This is a genomic window from Sphingomonas sp. SORGH_AS_0438, from assembly GCF_031453475.1.
Lineage (GTDB): Bacteria > Pseudomonadota > Alphaproteobacteria > Sphingomonadales > Sphingomonadaceae > Sphingomonas.
In genome coordinates this window covers 1,761,806-1,784,974 of record NZ_JAVIZS010000001.1, presented here as the reverse complement: position 1 = coordinate 1,784,974, position 23,169 = coordinate 1,761,806, and the positions used below count along the sequence as shown (strand labels likewise).

Genomic DNA, 23,169 nt, shown 5'->3' with positions numbered 1-23,169 from the left:
TCAGCGCTTGCGCGTCAGCTCGCGCATCCCGGCGTCGAGCCCCTCCAGCGTCAGCGGGAACATGCGGTCGTTCATGATCCGGCGGATCATCGCGATCGACTGACCATAGTCCCAATGCTCGCGGGGGAGCGGGTTGAGCCATATGCTCGCGGGATAGGTGGTGGTCAGCCGGTGCAGCCAGACCGCGCCGGCCTCGTCATTGTGATGCTCGACCGATCCGCCGGCCTGGCTGATCTCATAGGGGCTCATCGACGCGTCGCCGACGAACACGCATTTATAGTCATGGCCATAGCGGTGCAGCACGTCCCAGGTCGGCGTGCGTTCCTGGAAGCGACGGCGATTGTCCTTCCACACGCCCTCATAGGGGCAGTTGTGGAAGTAGAAGAACTCCAGGTTCTTGAACTCGGCGGTCGCGGCGGAGAAGAGCTCCTCGCAAAGCGTGACGAACGGGTCCATCGATCCGCCGACATCGAGGAACAGCAGCAGCTTGACCGCATTGCGGCGTTCGGGGCGCATCCGCACGTCTAGCCACCCCTGGCGGGCGGTACCGTCGATCGTACCATCGATATCGAACTCGCTGGCCGCGCCCTCGCGCGCGAAGCGCCGCAGCCGGCGGAGCGCCACCTTGATGTTGCGGGTGCCGAGTTCGCGACCATTGTCCAGGTTGCGAAAGGCCCGCTGGTCCCAGACCTTAATCGCGCGGCCGTGCCGGCCCTCGCCGCCGATCCGGACGCCCTCGGGATTATAGCCGCCATTCCCGAACGGGCTGGTGCCGCCGGTGCCGATCCATTTATTACCGCCTTCGTGGCGCCCATGCTGTTCGGCGAGCCGCTCGCGCAGCGCCTCCATGATCGCGTCCCAATCGCCCAGCGACTCGATCGCCGCGCGTTCCTCGGGCGTCAGGAATTTCTCCATGACGGCCTTGAGCCAGTCGGCGGGGATGTCGGCACGCTGTTCGGCGGCGGGGCCGGTCAGGCCGCGGAAAACACCTGCCCGAACACCTGGTCGAACCGGTCGAGCAGCCCCTCGTCTTTCACATAGACGGCGCGGGACAGATAATAGAATTGCTCCGGGGTCCGCTCGATCACCTCGGCGTCCAGCGCTTCCAGCAGCAGCAGATGCTCCTTCAGCCCGGCGGGGATGCCGGCGGCGCGCAACGCGTCGAGAAAGCGGAGGAACATGATCGCGATCTTGCCAGATCGCCGGCCCGGGCGACAGCACGAAAAAGGGCGGCTCCGTTGCCGGAACCGCCCTTCGCAGCCGGGAAGGCCGAGAGGCTTAGCGCTTCGAGAACTGGAAGCTGCGACGCGCCTTGGCGCGGCCATACTTCTTACGCTCGACCGAGCGGCTGTCGCGGGTCAAGAAGCCCGCCGCCTTGACGGGCGCGCGCAGCGCCGGCTCGTACTTGGTGATCGCCTGGCTGATGCCGTGCTTCACCGCGCCGGCCTGGCCCGACAGGCCACCGCCCTTGACGGTGCAGACGACGTCATACTGGCCCTCGCGCTCGGCGACGCCGAACACCTGGTTGATGACGAGACGCAGCGTCGGACGCGCGAAATAGACTTCCTGGTCACGACCATTGATCGTGATCTTGCCGGTGCCGGGCTTCAGCCAGACGCGGGCGACCGCGTCCTTACGGCGGCCAGTGGCATAGGCGCGGCCCAGCGAGTCGATCTCCTGCTCGCGCAGCGGCGCGCGCTGCACCGGCACGTCCTGGCCGGCCAGATAGGCGTCGGCCTGGCCGTCCTGCGGGGCGTCTGCGTCACGCTGCTGCTGGTTCAGCGCGGCGCCGAGATCGGCGAGAGACTGGCGGTTGTCGGACATTATGCGCCCACCTTGTTCTTGCGGCTCATGCCGGCGATGTCGAGGACCTCGGGGTTCTGCGCGGCGTGCGGATGCTCCGTGCCGGCGAAGATGCGCAGGTTGCGCATCTGCTCGCGACCCAACGGACCACGGGGGATCATGCGCTCCACGGCCTTCTCCAGGACGCGCTCCGGAAAGCGGCCTTCCAGGACCTTGGCGGCGGTGATGCCCTTGATGCCGCCGGCATAGCCGGTGTGCTTGTAATAGATCTTCTTCGACGCCTTGTTCGACGTGAAGCGGATCTTGTCGGCATTGATGACGATGACATTGTCACCGCAATCGACGTGCGGGGTGAACGACGTCTTGTGCTTGCCGCGCAGGATATTGGCGATGACGACCGCAGCGCGACCGACCACCAGGTCGGTGGCGTCGACGATGTGCCACTTCTTCTCCACCTCGTGCGGCTTGGCCGACTTGGTGGTCTTCATGAGCGCCTTCATGGGCGTGGACCTTTCGAACGAATATCGCGCCACCCCTTGTGGGAGCGGCGCGTTGTGCCGGCTCAATGCGCGAAAGGGGCCGGAACGTCAAGCATTCCGCCACTTTGCTGACGGGTATCTAAATACCAGTCACATTTGCGCGGCCCGATCGGGTGGTGCCGACGGCATGGGCGGCGGCGACGGCGCAGATCAGCAGCAGCGCGGCATTGGCCTGATGCATCACCGCGACGCCGATCTGCACGCCGGTCATCAGCGTGGCGATGCCGAGGAAGATCTGGAGCGTCACCAGCCCGGTGACCAGGAAGCCGGCGCGCGATCCGGTTCGCGTCGCGCGCACCGCCAGCCACAACAGCGCGATCGCCGCGGCAAAGGCGAACCAGCGGTGGATGAACTGCACGACGATCGGATTGTCCACCGCATTGGTCCAGCCCGGGGTCAGCATCGGCACGCCTTGGGGAAAGATCGTGTCGCCCATCAGCGGCCAGCTGGAAAAGGCATAGCCGGCATCCAGCCCGGCGGTGAACGCGCCGAAGACGATCTGGACGAACAGCAGCAGCAGGGCGGCCGCGCCCACCAGGGTCATGCGAGCGGGGGCGGCGAAGGGATCGCGGGCGAGCATTCCCAGGTCGAGCGCGGTCCAGACGATCCCCGCCAGGATCACGAGCGCGGTAACGAGGTGCACCGCCAGGCGGATATGGCTGACGTCGGTGCGGACCGACAGGCCGGAGGCGACCATCCACCAGCCGATCGCCCCCTGCAAACCACCGAGCGCCAGGATCGCGGCGAGGCGTCGGCCATAGCCCTTGGGGATGTGGCGGCGCACCGCGAACACGATCAACGGCAGCGCAAAGGCCAAGCCGATCACCCGGCCGAGCAGACGGTGCAGATATTCCCAGAAAAAGATCGCTTTGAACCCGGCAAGCGTCATGTCGCGGTTGAACGCCTGATATTCCGGGATCTTGCGGTAATTGGCGAACTCGGCCTGCCAGTCCGCCTGGGTCAGGGGCGGGATGATGCCACTGATCGGCTTCCATTGGGTGATGGACAGGCCCGACTCGGTCAGCCGGGTGATGCCGCCGATCACGACCATCGCCACGACCAGCGCGGCGACCAGCCACAGCCAGCGGGCAACGGCCTTGGGACGGGCTTGCGAAAGGAAGGCGGCGCTAGGCTGGAGCATGATGTCTCCATGTAGCGATGCTGGACCGGCGCGCCAAGCGGCGCGGGGCCGGTAAGGCCTTACAAAGCCGACTGGGCGTCGGCCGGCATCCGCTGGTCAAGCAGTTCCAGCGCCATCGACAGATGCGCCGCCACGAGATGCTCCTCGAGCGAGTCCAGCAAAGCCAGCGCGTCCGCCATCTTGGCCCGCGCCTCCACATATCCGTTCATGATCTTGCCCATTACGTAAGCCCGGGGCTTCTACCAGATCGTGCAGGCGGCGCAACGAAACCACCCGCCTCGTATCGGGACGGCCGGGACAGGTGGATGGTCCCGGCGCAATGCGATGGAAAGGCGATGAAAAAGGGGAGGCCGCCAACAGGCGACCTCCCCCGATATCCTGCGATCAGCGGATCAGGCGAAGGTGACCTTCGCCGAACGACGACGATAGCGGACGGCGGCGCCGACCATCGCGAAGCCGACCAGCATCAGCGCCCAGGTGGCGGGCTCGGGCACGGCCGACACCGTCACGTCATCGGGCAGCGAGAAGTTGATCGCGGCGTTCGACTGAAGGCGATCGGCGTAGAACAGCTTGAAGCTGTGCGTGCCTGCCGACAGGTTCAGCGTCGTGGTGACGACGTCGACCGGGTGAATGCCACCGACCTGAACGCGCGAGATACCGTCGACGAACAGGAACGCGTCGTCATCCGAACCCAGCGAGAAGTTGATCGAACGCGCCGAGTTGAGCGTGAACATGCCGGAGAAGACCGCCGTCAGGTAGCCGTTCGCGTCGTTGCTGCCGTTGCCGAAGGGCGCGTAGAAGGCATTGCTGCTGATCGAGTTGGTAGCCAGGGTCTGGCTGCCCGAATAGGTGACGTTCATCGAGCTCGTCGCGGTCGGCGTCCACCACTGCAGTTCATTGGTCGCGGTGTTGTAGTCCTGCGCGTTCAGCGGGTTCGCGGAAGTGATCATCGGCAGGCCGTTCGGGCCCAGAATGGTCTTGACGCCATCGCTGATCGTCGAAATCGGCGGGTTCGCAGGCTGGAAGTCGCGACCATTTGCCATGACCTTGTAGTAATCGACGGTCATGCCGGCTTCTGCGGGCGTGGCAACTGCAAAAGCGGCGACGATCGCAGTGGTCGCAGCGGCGAAGGCGAGCTTCGAATTCTTCACTATATGTCCCCTATGTAATAAATTGGTATTGGTACGTTAAGCTGACCAACCCAATTCTTTGAAATTGTCGATCGCTTGGCTTGTGGCTTCGGCTAATCTTAATAAGGGACAAACGCTATACATGGCTTTTTACTTGCCGTGTCCCATAACAGGACATAGGCTAATAACCTATTATAATACAAAGAATAAATCGGTTGCATGAATTATCGGTCATGAAACGGTGAGGTCGTGCCGATCCGGTCGCCTCCGCCAGAAATATCTGGCGAGCGATATAAGGTGTTAAAACAGCACGAAAAATCCGGCCTTCGACTTATCCGGCCTAGCTGTTGGTCAGAGCGCGGGCGCAAGGACGCCAGTCACCCCATCGATATGGTGGCGATATGACGCGTCGGATCGGTCGGTCGCGAACTGGGGATTGGCGACCGACCGGGGGCAGGATCACATCGTTCCGGTCAGACGACGCAACCGAGTGCGATATAGCGTTGCAGATGCTGGTCCTGATCGCCGAGCTGATGATCGATCATCGTGATCCGCTTGGCATAATGCGACAGCGGCAATTCCCAGGTCATGCCGATGCCGCCATGAAGCTGGATCGCTTCCTCGGCGACGAGCTGGCCGGTCGCGCCGACCGTGTATTTCGCCGCCGACAGGCGCCGGTCCCGGTCTGCGCCCTGGTCGTGATCGAAGGCGTCGGCGGCATTGATGACGGCGGAGCGGGCCTGCTCCACCTCCAGCAGCACGGTGGCGATGCGGTGCTGTAGCGCCTGGAACTTGCCGATCGGTACGCCGAACTGCTTGCGAGTGCGCAGATAGTCGATCGTCATCGCCTTCGCGACCTCCATCGCCCCCAGCGCTTCCGCCGAAAGCGCAAGGAGCGCGGCCGCCTCGGCCGCCGCCAGGGCGGCGCGCCCGTCCGCCGCGACCCGGGCCTCCTCTGTCACCGTCACGCCCGACAGCCGGACCTCGCCGGAGCGACCGCCATCGACATTGGCATAGCCCTGGACGGTAAGGCCCGGCGCGTCGGTCAGGACGAGGAACAGCGAAGCGCCATCCTCGGTCTGTGCGGACACCAGCAGCAGCGCTGCCGCCTCCGCCTGCGCGACCACCGCCTTGGCGCCATCGATCCGCCATCCCTCGCCGTCGCGCGTCGCGCGCGTGGCATAGGGCGCGTCCGGGCCACGGTCCTGCGGCTCCGCGTCCGCCAGCGTCACGATCGAGGTGCCGGCGATGATCGGCTCCAGCAGGTCGGTACGGCCGGCGGCGGCCAGGGCATGGCCGACCGTCAGCGCACCCAGGAACGGCTCGACCGCCAGCGCGCGCCCGATCTCCTCGAACACCACCATGATGTCGAAGCCCGAACCGCCGAAGCCGCCCGCCGCTTCCGGGAACAGCGCGCCGATCACGCCCAGTTCCGCCAGCCCCTGCCACACCGCCGGATCATAGCCGGTATCGCCATAGGCGGCGGCGTTGCGCCGATCGACCGGTGCCCGCTCCGCCAGGAAACGGCGGAGCGTGTCCGCCAGCATCCGCCGGTCCTCGCTATGCTGGAAATCCATCAGAGCCCCACGATCATCTTGGAAATAATGTTTTTCTGCACTTCGTTCGATCCGCCGAAGATCGACAGCTTGCGCATGTTGAAATAGGTCGAGGCGGCGGTGTTCGCGTCCTCCGGCCCGATGGGGTCGCCATTATAGCCCTCCTCCAGCGCCTCGGGCACGAAGGGCTGGGCATAGATGCCGAAGGCCCGGCGCTGCAGCGCGGTGATCGCCTGGCGGATCTCGGTGCCCTTGATCTTGAGCATCGAGCTTTCCGCGCCCGGCGCGCCGCCATGCGCCGCTGCCGCGACGACGCGGAGATTGGTGGTGGCCATGTTGGCGAGGTCGATCTCGATCCGCGCCAGCCGGGCGGCGAACAGCGGATCGTCGGCGAGCGGTCGGCCCCCGCGGGTCAGCGTCGCGGCGGTCGCCCGCAGCCGGTCGAACGCCGCGGCGGACGCGCCGACCCCGGCGATATTGGTCCGCTCATAGGTCAGCAGATACTTGGCATAGGTCCAGCCCTTATTCTCCTCGCCGACCAGATTGGCGACCGGCACGCGCACGTCGGTGAAGAACACCTCGTTCACCTCCGCATCGCCATCGAGCAGCACGATCGGTCGCACCTCGACGCCGGGGCTCTTCATGTCGATCAGGAGGAAGGAGATGCCCTCCTGCGCCTTGGCGGTGGGATCGGTGCGGACCAGGCAGAAGATCCAGTCGGCATATTGGCCGAGCGTCGTCCAGGTCTTCTGCCCGTTGACGACATAATGGTCGCCATCGCGCACCGCGCTGGTCTTCAGGCTGGCGAGGTCGGAACCGGCGTCCGGCTCCGAATAGCCCTGGCACCACCAGTCGGTGCCATCGAGGATGCGGGGCAGATAGTGGCGGCGCTGTTCCTCTGTGCCGTATTTGATCAGCACGGGGGCGAGCATCGACAGGCCGAAGGGGACGATGCGCGGCGCATGGGCGCGTGCGGTCTCGTCGTCGAAGATCGCGCGCTGGACCACCGACCAGCCGGGGCCGCCATATTGCTCGGGCCAGTGATTGGCGAGCCAGCCGCGCGCATGGAGGACGGCATGCCATTCCTCCATGTCCGCCTTGGTTAGGTGGAGGCCGCGCCGCACCTTGTCGGACAGGCGGGCGGGAAGCTTCTCAGACAGGAATTGCCGTACCTCGTCACGGAAAGCCTCTTCCTCCGGAGTGAAGCGCAGGTCCATCAATCCTCTCCCATGCCAGCAGCTCGGGGCTTAGCATGGGTTCGGATCGTGGCAAATGCAAAACATACCCGATATTCGATAACGCGATGCTCTACTCCGCCGCGACCGCCATGGGCAGGCTGGCGCCCAATTCGCGGGCGAACCAGCGCGCGGTCTGCGGCAGGCCGTCGTCGAGCGCGACATGCGGTTCCCAGCCGAGCAGGTCGCGGGCACGGGCGATGTCCGGGCGGCGGCGGCGCGGGTCGTCCTGGGGCAGGTCGTGATGCGTCACCGCCGCCGCGCTGGGCACGATTGCCAGCACCTTGGTCAGCAATTCGCCGATCGTGAATTCCTCCGGGTTGCCGAGATTGACCGGCTCGGTGCCGTCGATGTCGCTTTCCATCAGGCGGATCAGTCCCTCCACCATGTCGCTGACATAGCAGAAGCTGCGCGTCTGACTGCCATCGCCATAGATGGTGATCGGCTCGCCGCGCAGCGCCTGGCACACCAGATTGGAGACGACGCGTCCGTCATCCGGGGGCATGTGCGGGCCATAGGTGTTGAAGATGCGCGCCACCCGCACCTCGGCCCGGTGCATCCGCGCATAGTCGAAGGTCATCGCCTCGGCCGCCCGCTTGCCCTCGTCGTAACAGGCGCGCGGGCCGGTGCAGCTCACCCAGCCACGATAGCCTTCGACCTGCGGGTGGACTTCCGGATCGCCATAGACCTCGCTGGTCGAGGTCAGCAGGAAACGCGCGCCGGCCTGTTCGGCAAGGCGCAGCAGGTGATGCGTGCCGACGACGTTGGTCAGCATCGTATGTTCGGGATCGGCCTGATATTGCGGCGGCGAGGCGGCGCAGGCGCAATTGTAGATGCGCGTGATCCGATCCGCCTGGTCGAGCACCGCCTGGGGCAGGGGGGCGACGATATCGGCTTCGACGAAACTGTAATCGGGCAGGTCGGCGAGCGCGTCGAGATTGGAGACGCGCGCGGTCTGGAGATTGTCCAGGCAGATCACCTCGAACCCGCGTTCGCTCAGCGCCCGGCAGAGATGCGAGCCGATGAAACCGGCGCCACCGGCGACGAGGGCGATGTCCGTGGTCATGCCATTCTCTCCTTAGACGAAGGACGCGACCGGCGCGGCGACGCGCAGGGCGGCGGTCAGGTGGCGCTCCAGCTCCTCGGCCCGATGCGCGGCGGTATGTTCGGCCAGGATGCGGGTGCGGCCGGCATGACCGATCGCAACCAGATCGGCCTCCGCCAGCATCGTGGCGACATCGTCCGCGCTGTCGGCCAGCAGGATTTCGGTGTCGGGGGTGAGGAGCTGGTCCAGCCCGGCCCAGCGATCGGAGATGATCGCGGTGCCGCAAGCCGCGGCCTCGAACAGCCGGACGGAGGGGGACCAGCCCGCCGCGATCATGTCGGCGCGCGTGACGTTCAGCGTCGCCCGGCTGGCGGAGTAGAAACCGGGATGGTCGGCGGGCGGCAGATGCTCGATCCGCTCGACATTGGCGGGCCAGTCGATGTCGGCGGGATATTGCGGCCCGGCGACGACGAAGCGGCGGTCGGGCGCACGCCGCACCGGCTCGATCAGCAAACGCTCCAGCGTCGGCTGGCGATCCGGGCTGTAGGTGCCGAGATAGGAGAGGTCCCAGCGCGCGGGGTTGTCCAGCGGCCGGTAGCGTTCGGCATCGACCGAGCAGTAGAGCGGGCGTGCCGCCGGCGATCCATATTGCTGTTCCAGTCGGTCGAGCGTCGGTCCGCCGGTGAAGGACAGATAGACCGCATAGCCCAGGATCAGCTCGGTCGACAGATAGTCGCAGGCGTCGCGGTCCAGCGCCGCGAGCGTCACCGGCGTGTCGATGTCGTAGAAGCCCACCGGCCCGCTCGCCCAGCTCTGCGCGAGATGGCCGACCGCGATCCCCTCGGGCACATAGGAGCCGATGATCACCGCATCGGCGGCGGCGATCTCGTGCCGCCAGCGGTTCAGGTCGTCGAGGCTGTCGTAGAATTCCAGCCGGCAATAGCCGGGCGAGGGTTCGTCGCGATGATCGGCATACCAGGGCTTGTCGCGCTCCAGGAACAGGATGTCGTGCCCGCGCGCGGCGAAGGCGGCGAGCAGCGCGCGGAAGGTGGTGGCATGGCCATTTCCCCAGGAGGAGGAAAGCGTCAGGCCGAGGACGACGAGCCTCATGCCGCCACCCGCAGCGCCGCGACCCGGTCGCGCAGCAGCGTGTCGAGCAGGTCGCCGCGCCGGTCATAGGTATGTTCGGCCAGTACCCGGGCCAGCGCCGCGCGGCCGATCGTCTGGGCGCGGTCGGGCTCCAGCGTGGCGAGATGCTCGGCCACGTCCTGCCCGTCGCGCGCGACCAGCACTTCGGCGCCGGGCGTCAGGAACAGCTCGATCCCCTCCCAGGCGTCGGTGATCAGGCAGGCGGCGGCGCCCGCCGCCTCGAACACGCGGGTGGCGGGGGAGAAGCCGATATGCGCCATCGAGTCGCGCGCGACGTTCAGCACCGCGCGCGGCGTGCAGTTGAACGCGTTGTGCTCGGCGGTGAAGACATGGCCGCGATGGCGGACATTGGCGGGCATCGCCTTGCCCTCCCAGCCATTGCCGCCGATCAGGAAGTGGCGGTCGGCCATCGACGCGGCGGGGCGGAGGAAGAACTCCTCGACCCGCGCCTCGCGGTCAGGCAGCCGGTTGCCGAGGAACGCCAGGTCGCAGGCGAAGCGGGGATCGGGTGGCACCGGATGACGTGTGCTGGGGTCGAGCGCGTTATAGACCGGCACGCATTCCGCCGCGCCGAAGCCGCGATAGGCGTCCACCACCGGGTCGCCGCCGCCATAGGTCAGCACTAGATCGAGATCGGGCAGCGCGGCACGGACCGGATGGTCCGGATCGGCGCGCATCTCGTCCAGCGTCGCGGCGGCATCGACATCTCAGAAGATCTTGAGCGCATCCTTGCGGGCATGGGTGACGATGCCCGTCAGCAGTTCGCGGTCGAATACGCCGACGCCGTTCGCCTTGACGACGATATCGGCGTCGCCCGCCTCGGCCAGCACGTCGCGCACCGCCTCGATCGTCGCCGGATAGACGACCGAGCGGGCCCATGCGGGCGGGTCGATGTCACGATGCTGCTGCCGGTCGAAGGCATCGGGTTCGTAGAAGGTAATCCGGTGCCCGCGTTCCGCCAGTGCACGCAGGATGCCGCGATAATAGGTCGCCGCCCCGTTCCAATAGGAGGAGAGCAGGCTGGAGCCGTAAAAGGCGATCTTCACGCGGCGTTCCTTCGGTTCGGCCGGGCTTCGAGCGAGGCGAGGATCGCCATCAGTTCGTCGACGCGGTGGGCGCAGGTGTGGCGGGCGCGGATCGTCTCCAGCCCGGCGGTGGCGAGCGACCGGCGCAGGTCGGCATCCTCGCGCAGGTCGCGGAGCGTCCGGGTCATCGCGTCACCGTCAGCGGCGAAGAGGAAGTCGGTGCCGGGGCGGAACAGCTGTTCGGCATCGTCCCACGGCGCGGAGGCGAGCGGGATGCCGCAGGCCAGCGCCTCGAACACGCGGATCGTGGGAATGCCGGGCAAGAGGCTGGTATAGTAGCGGCGCGGCACATGCACCGTCGCCAGCGCGCGGGCGAAGATCGCCGGGGCGGCGGCATTGGGGGCCCAGCCATGATAGGTCGCGCCGGCTTGGGCCAGCATCGCCTTGGCGTCGTCCGGATAGCGGACGCCGTAGATGTCGAGCGGCAGTCCGGCGGCGCGGGCGGGTTCGAGCAGATAGTCGGCGATCTCGCGCGTTCGCTCGCCATCGCCCCAATTGCCGATCCAGACCAGCCCGGCACGTTCGCCGCCCTCCGCCGGCGGGTGGAAGCGGCGCGGATCGGCGGCCTCGTGCCAGGTCCATACCCGGTCGCCCCAGCCCCAGCCGCGATAGACGCGGGCGAGCGCCTCGCCGAACGCCAGCACGCCGTCATAGCCGGACAGGTCATAGGCGCGCATCTCCTCCGGCGCGCTGACCGCGCGGTGATGCGTGTCGTGGAAGAACAGGGTGAAGCGTGCGCCCCGCTTGCGCATCGTGCCGAGCGTCGCGACCAGGTCATGGTCGTTCCACTCATGCACGATCACAAGATCGGCGCCGTCCACTTGGGAGACAATATTGTCGGCAAGCGTGACGCTGCGGCCGGCGAGTTCCGGATAAGCGCGGCGATAGGGGGCAAGCGCCGTCTCACCATGATCGGCGAGCAGGTTGGCGAGGCTCCAGGGTGCGGGCGGCGCGATCGCGGTGACGTCATGGCCACGCGCGACCAATGCGCTCAGCACGCCGCGCACGAAATGCGCATTGCCGTGGTTCCAGCAGGATTCCAGGCTGTGCGTGAAATAGACGATCCTCATGCCGCGACCTGCCCGGTCGGCGTCATCGGCAGGGCGGGGCGGTGGAGCAGCCGGTCGTAGACGGCAATCATCCCCGCCGCCATCACCGCCGGGCCATAGGCGGCGGCGCGTTCCCGTGCCCGCGCGCCATTGCTCAGCCGCAGCGGCACGTCGGCGGCCAACATGCCGATCGCCTCGGCAAAGCCGTCGACATCGTCGGGATCGACGAACACGGCCGCGCCGTCCCAGAGTTCGCGAAAGGTCGGGATGTCGGACAGCACCAGCGCGCAACCGGCCAGCGCCGCCTCCAGCACCGCCAGCCCGAACGGCTCGTAGCGCGCGGCGGACGCGAAGACCGGGCGGGTCGACAGGATATCGGCGATGCCACGCTCGCCCAGCTGGCCCAGCGGCACCAGATGCTCGAATGCCACCGTCTCGCCATGCGGACCAGTGCAGGGGCCGGCGGCCTTGAACGGCACCGCCAGCCGCGCCGCTGCCCGGTCGAGCGTCGCGGCATTCTTGCCCCGGTCCCAGAGCCGGCCGGCGGTGAAGGCGAAATCCTGGGGCGGGGCATTACGCGGGCGCAGGCTGCGGCCGTTATGGACCACCGTCACGCGATCGCGCGCCAGCGTGTGTGCGGAGGCCGTCGCGGCGGCGAAGGCGGCGCTGGGGCTGACCACCGCATCGGCCCGTGCCAGTCCGCGTGCGGTCAACCGCGCCTGCCAGGCCAAGTCGGCGGGCAGGGGGTCCTCGCTGTTCGCCGCCCACCATGTCGCGACACAACTATGCGCCACCGCCACCACCGGCATGGCGAAGGGGGCGACGGCAAAGGCGGGCTGGTTGAGCTGGACCAGATCGGCACCTCGCTGCTGCGCCAGTCGCGCGATGGCGGTCGCGGTCGCGACGACCATGGGTTCGTCGGCCGACAGCCAGTCGAGTGCCAGACCGGTATCGATCAGGGTGGCCCCGACCGCCTGCGCGCGCATTCGCTGCGCGGCATCGGCCGGCGGCCCGATCTCCGCCAGTTCGACCTGATAGCCGCTGCCGGCCAGCGTGGCGGTCAGTTCCGTCGCATACTGCCAGACGCCGCCGACCGTATCGACGGTCATCAGCAGCCGCGCGGTCATGCCGCGACCTCGACGGGCGGCCGTGCCATGCCGCCCTCGCGGCTCAGCCATTCCGCCAGATCGGCGACGCCCGCCCGCCAGCCGATCCGATCGCCCAGCCCCAGCGCCTGGGAGGCGGCGCGGGTATCGGCGACGAAATAACGCTGGTCGCCCGCGCGCCATTCGGCATGACGCACCGCGACCGGCCGACCGATCAGGTCGCCGATATGATCCAGCAACTGGCGGAGACTGACCGCATTGTCCGGCCCGCCGCCCAGATTGAAGGCGCGGCCGGCGATCCGATCGATATCGCGCCACGCCGTCCGACCGATCGATATCGCGCCACGCCGTCCGATAGGCATCGACGGCATCGCGCACGTCCAGGATATCGCGCACCTGGTGCCCGTCGCCATAGAGGGTGATCGGTTCGCCGCGCAGCGCACGGATCAGGAAATGCGCGACCCAGCCCTGGTCCTCGGTGCCCATCTGGCGCTGGCCATAGATGCAGCTCATCCGCATCACGGCGGTGCGCAGGCCGAAGCTGCGGGCATAGTCCAGCACATATTGGTCCGCCGCGCCCTTGGAACAGCCATAGGGGGTGTGGAAGTCGAGTGGCCGCGCCTCGCCGATGCCGTGCGCGCGGACCTGTGCATCGACCGGGCGGTAGGCGCCGCGCCTTCGACACGTTGACCGACGATCCGGACTGGACCCGCTGGAACCAGGAGCGCGGCACCGCCCGCATTCCCGGCGGCGAGACGATGGCGGAGGCGCAGGGGCGGATCATGGCGCATCTTCGCCGCATCGCCCATGAGCGGACCGGCACGACCGGTGCGCTGGTGACGCATAGCGACATGATCCGGGGCGCGGTGGCGGACATACTCGGCCTGTCGCTGGACCATGTGTTGCGCTTCGACATCGATCCCGCCTCGGTCACGCGGGTGGTGATGGGCGACCGGGGCGCGCGGCTGCTGACGCTGAACGAGACGGCCGGCTGATCCGCCGTCGACCGAGACCCCATTCCCAAGAGGTTGCACGATGATCGAAGCCGCGATGTTCTGGAACGAGCCCAACAACAAGTCGCATTGGGACCCGGACCTGGACCCCGACTGGTCGATCTTCGCCGACACGGTGACGCGGGCGGGCCGGGGCGGTGGCGGCGATCAATCCGGCGGTCACGCGCGTGCTGGGCGGCATGTCGCCGATCGACCCCCAATGGGTACGCCGCATGGAGGCGCAGGGCGGGCTGGACGCGGTGGACGTGATCGCGGTGCACGGCTTCCCGCTCGACTGGAACCTGTGGTCGATCCATGATTGGCCCGCCAAGATCGCCGAAATCGAGGCGGTGACCGACAAGCCGGTCTGGGTGACCGAGGTCGGCGTCGGCTCGTTCGGCGCGGAGGAGGTGCAGGTGTTCGGCGTGCAGCGTACCGCCGAACTGCTGATCGGCCGCGTGCCCCGCATCTTCTGGTATTCGCTGTTCGACCTGCCGATGGAATGGGGCGCCACCACCCGTCACCGCGAGGCGGAGGGATCGAGCTATTACCGGCATTTCTACAGGGGGCTGATCCGTCCGGACGGCACGCCCAAGCCGGCGCTGGACGAATATGCGAAGGTCGCGTCCGAGATGGGGCTGATGCAGTGGTTCCACTATCAGGACCCGCGCCTGGACGATGCCGTCGCCTGGATGAAGCGGCTGGGCACGAGGAAGCTGCGCATCGGCCTGTCCTGGGCCGACAGCTTCCGTCCCGACGCGATCGACTGGTTCGACCGGCAGATGGAGGCGTTGCAGGATTTCGACCTGACCGTCACCTTCTGCTTCACGCCCGAGCATCTGGGCGTCGCGCCGCACCATACCAGCCCGGCGCGCGATCCGCAGCAATTCGCCGATTTCTGCGCCTGGATGATCGACCGCTATGCGCCCGCACAGGCGGTGGTGCCGCAGCCGGTCGGCATGCTTGCCTGATCACGACAACATTCGGCGGCGTCCGTCCGGACTGCAAGGAGCACGCATGAAAGCAGCGATACTGGTCGGCCCGGCGCGGTTCGAGATCGCCGAGATCGACCGTCCCGAGCCCGGCCCCGGCGAGGTCCGGGTGCGGCTGGAGGGGACGGGCGTCTGCGCCTCCAATGTCGAGCCGTTCGAGGGGCAGCCCTGGTTGAGCTTTCCGGGCGCGCCCGGCGGCCTGGGGCATGAGGGATGGGGCGTGGTGGATGCGCAGGGCGAGGGGGTCACCTCGCCGTCGATCGGCGCGCGGGTCGCCCTGTTGTCGGAGCGGGCCTTCGCCGAATATGACGTCGCGCCCGCCGACGCGCTGGTCGAACTGCCCGAGGCGCTGGCCGGCCCTTTCCGGGCGAGCCGATCGCCTGTGCGATGAACATCTTCCGTCGCAGCGACATCCGTGCTGGACAGACGGTGGCGATCGTCGGGATCGGTTTCCTGGGGGCGATCCTGACCCGGCTGGCGACGGACGCCGGCGCGCGCGTCATCGCCATTTCGCGCCGGGCGGAGTCGCTGGCGCTGGCGCGCGATTTCGGCGCGGCGGAGACGATCGCGATGGACGATCACTGGGCGATCATCGAACAGGTGAAGCAGCTGACAGCCGAGCGTTTCTGCGAACGGGTGATCGAGGCGGTCGGCAAGCAATGGCCGCTCGACCTCGCTTCCGCGCTGGTCGGCATGGGCGGGCGGCTGGTCGTCGCCGGCTATCACCAGGACGGCCCGCGCCAGGTCAATATGCAGGACTGGAACTGGAAGGGGATCGACGTGGTCAACGCGCATGAGCGCGATCCCGCCGTTCATCGCCACGGCCTGCGCGAGGCGGTGGCGGCGGTGGCGGGCGGGCGGGCGGGCGGATCGATCTGGGACGGCTGCTCACCCATGTCTATCCGCTCGACCGGCTGGGCGAGGCGATCACCGCCACACGCGACAAGCCGCAGGGATTCGTCAAGGCGCTGGTGACCTATGCATAGGCTGCGACTTGGTTTCCTGGGCACCGGCTGGATCGGCCGCCACCGCATGGGCGCGATCCACGCCGCCGGTTGCGCGACGATCGTCGCGGTCGCCGATCCCGCGCCCGAGATGGCCGCCGCCGCCGCCGAGGCCGCACCGGGCGCCATGGTCGTTCCGGATCTTGATGCGCTCTTGGGGCAGGGGCTGGACGGACTGGTCATCGCCACCCCCAGCGCTCTTCATGCCGAACAGGCGATCCGTGCGCTGGAGGCGGGCGTCGCGGTCTTCTGCCAGAAGCCGCTGGGTCGCGACGCGGCGGAGACGGCGCGGGTGGTCGCGGCGGCGGCGGCGGCCGACCGGCTGCTCGGCGTCGACCTGTCCTATCGCTTCACCGACGGCATGGCGGTGATCGCCGATCTGGTCCGGCGCCGCGCGCTGGGCCGGGTGTTCGCGATCGATCTGGTGTTCCACAATGCCTATGGCCCGGACAAGCCGTGGTTCTACGACCGGGCGCAATCGGGGGGCGGCTGCGTGATGGATCTCGGCATCCATCTGGTCGACCTGGCGCTCTGGGCGACGGGGTTCCCGGACATCGAGCGGACCCAGGCCAGCCTGTTCGCGGGCGGGGCGCCGCTGCACGCGCGCGACTCGTTCGAGGATTATGCGGTCGCGACGCTCGACCTGGCGGACGGGACGGTGGTGCGGCTGGCCTGTTCGTGGCGCGTCCATGCCGGGCGCAATGCGGTGATCGAGGCGAGCTTCTATGGCACCGAGGGCGGCGCGACGCTGCGCAATGTCGATGGCTCCTTCTATGATTTCGTCGCCGAACGGCATCGCGGCACGGCGCGTGAGCGTCTGGCCGGCCCGCCGGAGGAATGGGGCGGCCGGGCGGCGGTCGATTGGGCGCGGCGACTGGCGGCGGGCGAAGGCTTCGATCCCGCGGCGTGGCACTTCGTCGCGGCGGCGAAGGCGCTCGACCGCATCTATGCCGCGGCAGGGGCGTGAACCCCGCGCCGCCTTCCGCTAAGGAGCGAGGCGAGAGCGGAAGAGGGGGCCGAGGGCTGATGGAAGAATATGACGTGGTGATCGTCGGCGGCGGCCATGCCGGTGCGCAAGCGGCGATCGCGCTGCGGCAGGAAAAGTTCGGCGGCTCCATCGCGCTGCTGACCGCGGAGGCCGACGCTCCCTATGAACGGCCGCCTCTGTCGAAGGATTACCTCTCCGGGAACCGGCCGTTCGATCGCATCCTGATCCGACCCGAGTCCTTCTGGCGCGACCGGTCGATCGCGCTCCGCACCGATACCCGCGTCGTCGCGGTCGACCCGGCGGCGCGGCGGGTGACCACCGCGACGGGCGAGGAGATCGGCTATGGCGAGCTGATCTGGGCGGCGGGCGGCGATGCGCGCCGGATCTCCTGTCGGGGCCACGACCTGGCGGGCGTCCATTCGGTGCGCAGCCGCGCCGATGTCGACCGGCTAGTCGCCGAACTGCCGGCGGTGCGCGAAGTGGTGGTGATCGGCGGCGGCTATATCGGGCTGGAGGCGGCGGCCGTGCTGACCAAGGCCGGCAAGGCGGTGATCCTGGTCGAGGCGCAGGACCGCGTGCTCGCACGCGTCGCGGGGGTCGATTTGTCCCGCTTCTACGAGGCGGAGCACCGGGCGCACGGCGTCACGCTGCGGCTGGACGAGAGCGTGTCCTGCCTGGAGGGCCAGACCTGGGTCAGCGGCGTGCGGCTGGGCGACGGCACGCTGCTGCCCGCGCAGATGGTGATCGTCGGCATCGGCATCGTGCCGGCGGTCGCGCCGCTGCTCGCGGCCGGCGTGGCCCCGGCCGCGGCGGGCGGGGTGCTGGTCGATGAACAATGCCGGACCAATGTCGCGGCGATCCGGGCGATCGGCGATTGCGCCGCGCATCGCAACGCCTTTGCCGACGGCGCGGTGATCCGGCTGGAGTCGGTGCAGAACGCCACCGACCAGGCGGCGGTTGCCGCGCGGGCAATCGTCGGCCGCGACGTCGCCTATCATGCCGTGCCCTGGTTCTGGTCCGACCAGTACGACCTCAAGCTCCAGACGGTCGGGCTGTCGACGGGCCATGACCGGACCGTCCTGCGCGGCGATCCGGCGATGCGCAGCTTCGCGATCATCTATCTGCGCGAAGGCCGGGTCATCGCGCTCGACTGCGTCAACGCGATGAAGGATTTCGTGCAGGGCCGCGCCTTGGTGACGGCCGGGGTGATCATCCCGCCCGAGCATCTGGCCGATCCGTCGCGTCCGCTGAAAAGCCTGGTCGGCTGACCGCCCGCACCGGGCCCCGAACCCGCCGCCATGCGTAGGTGCCACGCACCGAAACAGGAGGCGGGATTTGAACTATCCGCAACTATTCCAAAGTCTTGATGTGGGTCCGCTGCGGCTGGACAATCGCATCGTCATCGCGCCCATGTGCCAATACTCGGCCGAGAATGGCTGCATGACCGACTGGCACCTGATCCATCTGGGGCATCTCGCCTTGTCCGGCGCGGCGCTGCTGACGATCGAGGCGACGGCCGTCGTGCCGGAGGGGCGGATCACCTATGCCGATGTCGGCTTGTGGGACGATGCGACCGAGGCGGCGATGGCCCGGGTGGTGGCCGCAGTGCGGCGGCATTCGGCGATGCCGATCGCGATCCAGCTTGCCCATGCCGGTCGCAAGGCTTCGACCGACCTGCCCTGGCGCGGCGGCCGCCAGATCGCGCCGGACGCGGCGAATGGCTGGCCGACGGTCGCTCCGTCCGCCCTGGCCTTTGCGGACGGGGAGACTGCACCCGCTGCGCTCGACCAGGACGGTATCGCCCGCGTGCGCGACGGCTTCGTCGAGGCCGCGAAGCGCGCGGCGCGGATCGGTATCGATGCGATCCAGCTCCACGGTGCCCATGGCTATCTGATCCACCAGTTCCTGTCGCCGCTCTCCAACCGACGCGAGGACGCATATGGCGGATCGCTGGAGAACAGGATGCGCCTGCCGCTGGAGATTTTCGACGCGGTGCGGGCGGCGGTGTCGGATCGCATACCGGTGACGATGCGCGTTTCGGGCACCGACTGGGTCGAGGGCGGCTGGGATATCGACCAGACCGTCGCCTTTGCCCAGGCACTGGAGGCGCGCGGCTGCGCGGCCATGCATGTGTCGAGCGGCGGGCTCGACGCGCGCCAGCAGATTCCGGTCGGCCCCAATTATCAGGTGCCGCTCGCCCGGGCGGTGAAACAAGCGGTCGGCATACCGGTCGTCGCCGTGGGCCAGATCACCGAATATGAGCAGGCGGAAGCGATCGTCGCGACGGGCGATGCCGACCTGATCGGACTGGCGCGGACGATCCTCTACGATCCGCGCTGGCCCTGGCATGCCGCCGCGCATCTGGGCGGGCGGGTCAGCGCGCCGGACCAGTATCTGCGCTCGCAGCCGTCCCGGTTCAGGCATCTGTTCGATGCGCCGGCCGATACGGCACGTCCGTGAGGAAAGGGGCATAAGAAAAGGGGCGCTCGCATCGTGCGAACGCCCCATATCGTCGTCTAGGGAGCTGAGCGATCAGATCTTGTCGCCGAGCGCGCCCTTGACCGAACCCTTGACGTCCTGGCCCGTGCCCTTCAGCTGCTGCGCCTCGCCTTCGGCGCGCAGGCTCTCATTGTCGGTGGCCTTGCCGACGGCTTCCTTGACCGACCCGGCGATCTTGTTACCAGCCGCTGCCATCTTGTCGGACATCTCGCCCATATATCTATCCTTTATCAAGCCGGTGGGGTTCGGACCGGTTGCACATTAAACGACATCAAGGCGACGCGGTTCCTTGATCCACTGTCCCGGAGCGGCGAAGGACCCGGACTTTACCTGTTTCGACACGCTGCTAATAAGCCGCCGGCCGTCCGATCACAGGGGGCAGGAGCGTGGAGCAGGGCGTGGCGGTAATCGAACAATCCCCTGGCGAGGACGGCGATGCCGGACCGTCGCCCGGTGAACTCCAATATCGTCTGCACCAGCAATCCGTCCTGGCCGATTTCGGGATCGAGGCGCTTCGGGCGCGGGAGCTCGATCCGATGCTGTGCCGCGCCGTCGAACTCTGCGCGGCGGGGATGCGCTCGCCCTTCGCCAAGCTGCTGGAGTATCAGGACGATAGCGGCAAGTTGCTGGTCCGCGAAGGGGTCGGCTGGCGCGACGGCGTGGTCGGCACGGTGGAGATGGACAGCGACGCCCGGTCCCCCGCCGGCTTCGCCTTTCATTCGGGCGAGGCGGTGATCTCCAACCATCTCGCCAATGAGGAACGCTTCCGCACCCCCGGCTTCATGGCCGACCATGGCATTTGCCGCGCGATCAACGTGGTGGTCGAGGCGGGCGGTCGCAAATACGGCGTGCTGGAGGTCGACAGCGCCGAGGAGGGCCAGTTCGAGGCGGCCGATCTCGCCTTCATGCAGGGCTTCGCCAATCTGATCGGCGTCGCGATCGAGCGGCAACATGCCGAACAGCGCCTCGCCGCCGCGATCGAGCATCAGGAACTGCTGACGCGCGAGGCAAGCCACCGGGTCAAGAACAGTCTGGCGCTGGTGTCCGCGATGCTGAACCTCCAGATGCAGGAGGACGAGGACCCGCGCATCGCCCGGATGCTCGGCGACGCGCAGGCGCGGATCACCGCCATCGCCCAGGCGCACGACCGGCTGTGGCGCGGGCAGCAGGTCGGCATCGTCGCGCTCGACGAACTGGTCTGCGGCATCGTCGCCAATCTGGCGGACCAGGCCTGTCTCGACACTGTGGATTGCGACATCTGCGCGGCGGAGCTGAACGCCGATATCGCCATCCCGGTCGGCCTGACGGTGACCGAGCTGGTCACCAACGCGATCAAATATGCCGCCGATGCCGGTCCGATCACGGTGCGGCTGGCACAGACGGGGGCGGAGTTCGTGCTCACCGTCACCGATCGGGGACCGGGGCTGCCGGCGGATTTCGACCTGAAGGCGATGTCGCGCGAAAGCCTGGGGATGCGGATGATCGCCAGCCTCGCGCGCCAGCTTCGCGGCGTGCTGGACTTCGCCGATGCCGGGCCGGGGACGCGCGTGACATTGCGCTTCCCCGATCCGCGCCGCTGAGGGTCAGGCGGTCGCGGCCCCCAGTTCTCCGCTCGCCCGCGCCTTGCGGCCATAGACCCATTCGAACAACGGGCTGGCCATCATCGTCGTGACGATCGCCATCAGCACCAGCATCGAGAAGAGCGTCGGGCCGATGATCCCCTTGCTCAGGCCGATATTGATGATGATCAGCTCCATCAGCCCGCGCGAGTTCATCAGCGCACCGATGCCGAGCGCGGTGCGATTGTCCTCGCCGCACGCCCGCGCCGCCAGGTAGCAGGCGCCGAACTTGGCGGCGATCGATGCGGCCAGGATGCCGAGCGCGATCAGCAGCAGCGCGCCGGAATTGACCATGTCCATCCGCGTGTTCAGCCCCGAATAGGTGAAGAACATCGGCAGCAGCAGCACGACCGCCAGCGGCTCGACCTTCTTCTTCAGCTCGGTGACGAACAGGCCGCGCGGCATGAACACGCCCAGGATGAAGCCGCCGAAGATGCCATGCACGCCGATCGCATCCATGATGAAGGCGGAGAAGCAGAACAGCATCAGCGTGATCGCCAGCACGTTCATGCTCATCTCGCCCCGCGCCTCGACCGCGCGGCCGAGAGGGGCGAGCAGCCGCCGACCGAAGGCGAACAGGAGCCCGATATAGAGGATCGCCCCGCCGATCGCGAGGATCGCCACGCCGCTGCCGCCGCCGAAGGTCGCCAGCACCACCGCCAGCACGCACCATGACGCGGCATCGTCGAACGCGCCCGCCGTCAGCGACAGCGTGCCGAGCGGGCTGTCCGACAGGCCGCGTTCGTTGATGATCCGCGCCAGCATCGGAAAGGCGGTGAGCGCGATGCAGGCGCCCAGGAACAGCGTCGCGCTGCCGGTGCCGATGTTCGGCGCGAACAGGCCGGGCACGGTCAGCAGCATCGGCGTGATCAGCGCCGCGATCAGGAAGGGCGCGGCGATGCCGGAGGCGGATACCGCCATCGCGCTCTTCGCTTTGGACTGGAAATGGTCCAGCCGCAGCGTCAGTCCGACCAGGAACATGTAGATGGCCACGCCCAACTGCGCCCCGGCATAGAGGATGTTCTTGGTTTCCTTCGGAAAGATCGCCACCTGCAGGTCGGGCGCGAACAGGCCGAGCAGCGAGGGGCCGAGCAGCACGCCGGCGATCATCTCGCCCACCACCGGCGGCTGTGCGAGCACGCGCTGCGCGAACCAGCTGACCAGCCGGCAAGCCAGGATGATGATGGCGAGCTGCAGGAAGAAATGGATGCTGTAGTCGCCCGGCACATAGCTGCTGGCGCTCGCCGGCACGGCAGGGCCGTGCGCGGACAGCATCCCGCCGGCCACATGCCGGAAACTGTCGATCATGTCGTTCATCGCTCTCCCTGGTCCCCCGATGTCCGGTGTTTGATCGGGTTGAAAGCCAAGCCGCCGTCCAGCGCAAGACCGGTTCCAGTGCCGCCGCGGCGATTTTCGGGAGCGCTACCGGGATTGTGGCTTGGCGGAAACAACGTAGGTACGTACCTACAGGGAAACGAGCAAAACAGGTGCGCGATGAAGACGTTGAGCAGCCGTGCGTTCAACCAGGACGTCAGCCTCGCCAAGCGACTCGCCAAGGTCGAGCCGGTGTTCATCACCGATCGCGGTCGCCCGACCCATGTGCTGATCGGCATCGAGGCGTTCCGGCACATGGCCGGGCCGGGCGAGAGCATCGTCGACCTGCTGGCCGCCGAGGGCGAGGTGCTGCCCGACCGGCCGCCGGTCGCGCGTTGGACGCGCGGCGGCGGCGGGCGCTGATGTACCTGCTCGACACCGCGATCGTCGGCGCGCTCAAACAGGCACGCAGTGGCGAGGGTGATCCGGGGCTGGCGCTCTGGGCGGGCGGGGTGCCGCGCCAGGAACTGTTCCTGTCGGTGGTGACGCTGCTCGAATTGCAGGAGGCCGCCGCCGGCCTGCCCGGCCGGAAGCGCGGTGGAGCGGACGGCATGACCTTGGAAGCCTGGATCGGCGACCGGGTGGTGCCGGCGTTCGAGGGTCGCATCCTGCCCGTGGACCTGCCGGTGGCGCGGCGGGCGGGCGCCCTGGCCTATGTGGAGATGCGCGACGCCCTGCTGGTCGCGACCGCGCTGGTCCATGGCCTGACCCTCGTCACCGCCGATCCGGGTGCCTATAAGGTCGGGCGGCCCAAGCTGTTCTGCCCGCTCGGCTATACGCCGCAGGAGCCGGAGGAGGATTGGCGCGAGGCCGCGCGGGGCGGATCGCAGTGGTTCCGCAACCTGTTCGTGAGGATGTGAGGG

General features: G+C 67.9%; 26 protein-coding genes and 2 pseudogenes. 10 read left to right on the top strand and 18 right to left on the bottom strand.

Annotated features, from left to right (window positions below; all coding sequences use genetic code 11):
• The 16 genes and pseudogenes from QE452_RS08225 to QE452_RS08150 form a co-directional block, all read right to left on the bottom strand.
• A pseudogene (locus QE452_RS08225) lies at window positions 1-1,181 on the bottom strand (vWA domain-containing protein).
• Window positions 1,182-1,278: 97 nt separating this feature from the next.
• The gene (gene rpsI, locus QE452_RS08220; protein WP_125995390.1) at window positions 1,279-1,824 is read right to left on the bottom strand and encodes a 30S ribosomal protein S9; all 546 of its coding nucleotides are present in this window, start codon (window positions 1,822-1,824) and stop codon (window positions 1,279-1,281) included.
• Window positions 1,824-2,303, bottom strand: coding sequence for a 50S ribosomal protein L13 (gene rplM, locus QE452_RS08215; protein WP_125995392.1), 480 nt, complete (start codon window positions 2,301-2,303; stop codon window positions 1,824-1,826). Before rplM ends, rpsI begins: the two co-directional genes overlap by 1 nt.
• Before the next feature lie 118 nt (window positions 2,304-2,421).
• Complete coding sequence (locus QE452_RS08210) at window positions 2,422-3,483, bottom strand: COX15/CtaA family protein (protein WP_309658726.1); 1,062 nt, start codon at window positions 3,481-3,483, stop codon at window positions 2,422-2,424.
• Between the two features lie 59 nt (window positions 3,484-3,542).
• A complete protein-coding gene (locus tag QE452_RS08205; RefSeq protein WP_309658727.1) occupies window positions 3,543-3,692 on the bottom strand; it encodes a hypothetical protein in 150 nt (49 codons plus the stop codon).
• 183 nt (window positions 3,693-3,875) lie between these two features.
• Window positions 3,876-4,634, bottom strand: coding sequence for a PEPxxWA-CTERM sorting domain-containing protein (locus QE452_RS08200; RefSeq protein ID WP_309658728.1), 759 nt, complete (start codon window positions 4,632-4,634; stop codon window positions 3,876-3,878).
• 452 nt (window positions 4,635-5,086) lie between these two features.
• Window positions 5,087-6,190, bottom strand: coding sequence for an acyl-CoA dehydrogenase family protein (locus QE452_RS08195; protein ID WP_309729859.1), 1,104 nt, complete (start codon window positions 6,188-6,190; stop codon window positions 5,087-5,089).
• Window positions 6,190-7,386, bottom strand: a complete 1,197-nt coding sequence (locus QE452_RS08190; protein WP_309658730.1) for an acyl-CoA dehydrogenase family protein — start codon at window positions 7,384-7,386, stop codon at window positions 6,190-6,192. Before QE452_RS08190 ends, QE452_RS08195 begins: the two co-directional genes overlap by 1 nt.
• Window positions 7,387-7,477: 91 nt before the next feature.
• A complete protein-coding gene (locus QE452_RS08185) occupies window positions 7,478-8,470 on the bottom strand; it encodes an SDR family oxidoreductase (protein ID WP_309658731.1) in 993 nt (330 codons plus the stop codon).
• A 12-nt stretch (window positions 8,471-8,482) separates the two neighbouring features.
• Window positions 8,483-9,559, bottom strand: a complete 1,077-nt coding sequence (locus QE452_RS08180) for a glycosyltransferase (protein WP_309729856.1) — start codon at window positions 9,557-9,559, stop codon at window positions 8,483-8,485.
• A complete protein-coding gene (locus tag QE452_RS08175; protein WP_309658733.1) occupies window positions 9,556-10,275 on the bottom strand; it encodes a glycosyltransferase in 720 nt (239 codons plus the stop codon). The genes QE452_RS08180 and QE452_RS08175 overlap by 4 nt, the downstream gene beginning before the upstream one ends.
• 30 nt (window positions 10,276-10,305) lie before the next feature.
• Window positions 10,306-10,644, bottom strand: coding sequence for a hypothetical protein (locus QE452_RS08170; protein WP_309658734.1), 339 nt, complete (start codon window positions 10,642-10,644; stop codon window positions 10,306-10,308).
• Window positions 10,641-11,753: a glycosyltransferase gene (locus tag QE452_RS08165; RefSeq protein WP_309658735.1), complete on the bottom strand. Its 1,113-nt coding sequence runs from the start codon at window positions 11,751-11,753 to the stop codon at window positions 10,641-10,643. The genes QE452_RS08170 and QE452_RS08165 overlap by 4 nt, the downstream gene beginning before the upstream one ends.
• Window positions 11,750-12,859, bottom strand: a complete 1,110-nt coding sequence (locus QE452_RS08160) for a glycosyltransferase family 4 protein (RefSeq protein WP_309658736.1) — start codon at window positions 12,857-12,859, stop codon at window positions 11,750-11,752. The genes QE452_RS08165 and QE452_RS08160 overlap by 4 nt, the downstream gene beginning before the upstream one ends.
• Window positions 12,856-13,209 (bottom strand): hypothetical protein, encoded by a 354-nt coding sequence (locus tag QE452_RS08155; protein ID WP_309658737.1) that lies wholly within the window; start codon window positions 13,207-13,209, stop codon window positions 12,856-12,858. The genes QE452_RS08160 and QE452_RS08155 overlap by 4 nt, the downstream gene beginning before the upstream one ends.
• A gap of 16 nt (window positions 13,210-13,225) precedes the next feature.
• Window positions 13,226-13,468: pseudogene (locus QE452_RS08150) on the bottom strand (NAD-dependent epimerase/dehydratase family protein); the annotation flags it as partial.
• Window positions 13,469-13,524: 56 nt separating this feature from the next.
• Here QE452_RS08150 and QE452_RS08145 point away from each other — a divergent pair.
• From QE452_RS08145 to QE452_RS08115, 7 genes are all read left to right on the top strand, one after another.
• Window positions 13,525-13,833: a histidine phosphatase family protein gene (locus QE452_RS08145; RefSeq protein ID WP_309658738.1), complete on the top strand. Its 309-nt coding sequence runs from the start codon at window positions 13,525-13,527 to the stop codon at window positions 13,831-13,833.
• 155 nt (window positions 13,834-13,988) lie between these two features.
• The gene (locus QE452_RS08140; RefSeq protein WP_309729853.1) at window positions 13,989-14,801 is read left to right on the top strand and encodes a beta-xylosidase; all 813 of its coding nucleotides are present in this window, start codon (window positions 13,989-13,991) and stop codon (window positions 14,799-14,801) included.
• 46 nt (window positions 14,802-14,847) lie between these two features.
• The gene (locus QE452_RS08135; protein ID WP_309658740.1) at window positions 14,848-15,213 is read left to right on the top strand and encodes an alcohol dehydrogenase catalytic domain-containing protein; all 366 of its coding nucleotides are present in this window, start codon (window positions 14,848-14,850) and stop codon (window positions 15,211-15,213) included.
• Window positions 15,210-15,797 (top strand): zinc-binding dehydrogenase, encoded by a 588-nt coding sequence (locus QE452_RS08130; protein WP_309658741.1) that lies wholly within the window; start codon window positions 15,210-15,212, stop codon window positions 15,795-15,797. Before QE452_RS08135 ends, QE452_RS08130 begins: the two co-directional genes overlap by 4 nt.
• Window positions 15,798-15,800: 3 nt before the next feature.
• Complete coding sequence (locus tag QE452_RS08125) at window positions 15,801-16,793, top strand: Gfo/Idh/MocA family oxidoreductase (protein WP_309658742.1); 993 nt, start codon at window positions 15,801-15,803, stop codon at window positions 16,791-16,793.
• 59 nt (window positions 16,794-16,852) lie between these two features.
• Window positions 16,853-18,082, top strand: coding sequence for an FAD-dependent oxidoreductase (locus tag QE452_RS08120; protein WP_309658743.1), 1,230 nt, complete (start codon window positions 16,853-16,855; stop codon window positions 18,080-18,082).
• A gap of 67 nt (window positions 18,083-18,149) precedes the next feature.
• Window positions 18,150-19,274, top strand: a complete 1,125-nt coding sequence (locus QE452_RS08115) for an NADH:flavin oxidoreductase/NADH oxidase (protein ID WP_309658744.1) — start codon at window positions 18,150-18,152, stop codon at window positions 19,272-19,274.
• 72 nt (window positions 19,275-19,346) lie between these two features.
• Here the strand turns inward: QE452_RS08115 and QE452_RS08110 are convergent, their stop codons facing one another.
• Window positions 19,347-19,529, bottom strand: coding sequence for a CsbD family protein (locus QE452_RS08110; RefSeq protein ID WP_125995127.1), 183 nt, complete (start codon window positions 19,527-19,529; stop codon window positions 19,347-19,349).
• Between the two features lie 182 nt (window positions 19,530-19,711).
• Here QE452_RS08110 and QE452_RS08105 point away from each other — a divergent pair, with 182 nt between their 5' ends.
• Window positions 19,712-20,893, top strand: coding sequence for a histidine kinase dimerization/phosphoacceptor domain -containing protein (locus QE452_RS08105; RefSeq protein WP_309658745.1), 1,182 nt, complete (start codon window positions 19,712-19,714; stop codon window positions 20,891-20,893).
• 3 nt (window positions 20,894-20,896) lie between these two features.
• On the opposite strand, the gene QE452_RS08100 is transcribed toward QE452_RS08105, so the two are convergent.
• Entirely contained in the window at window positions 20,897-22,249 is a 1,353-nt protein-coding gene (locus QE452_RS08100; RefSeq protein ID WP_309658746.1) for a cation:proton antiporter, read from the bottom strand.
• A 177-nt stretch (window positions 22,250-22,426) separates the two neighbouring features.
• Here QE452_RS08100 and QE452_RS08095 point away from each other — a divergent pair, with 177 nt between their 5' ends.
• Together QE452_RS08095 and QE452_RS08090 are read left to right on the top strand one after the other, a co-directional pair.
• On the top strand, window positions 22,427-22,669 hold the full coding sequence (locus QE452_RS08095) for a type II toxin-antitoxin system Phd/YefM family antitoxin (RefSeq protein WP_309658747.1): 243 nt from the start codon (window positions 22,427-22,429) through the stop codon (window positions 22,667-22,669).
• Window positions 22,669-23,166 carry a PIN domain-containing protein gene (locus tag QE452_RS08090; protein WP_309729849.1) on the top strand — a complete coding sequence of 166 codons (498 nt, stop codon included), beginning with the start codon at window positions 22,669-22,671 and terminating at the stop codon, window positions 23,164-23,166. Before QE452_RS08095 ends, QE452_RS08090 begins: the two co-directional genes overlap by 1 nt.
• Window positions 23,167-23,169 lie beyond the last annotated feature (3 nt).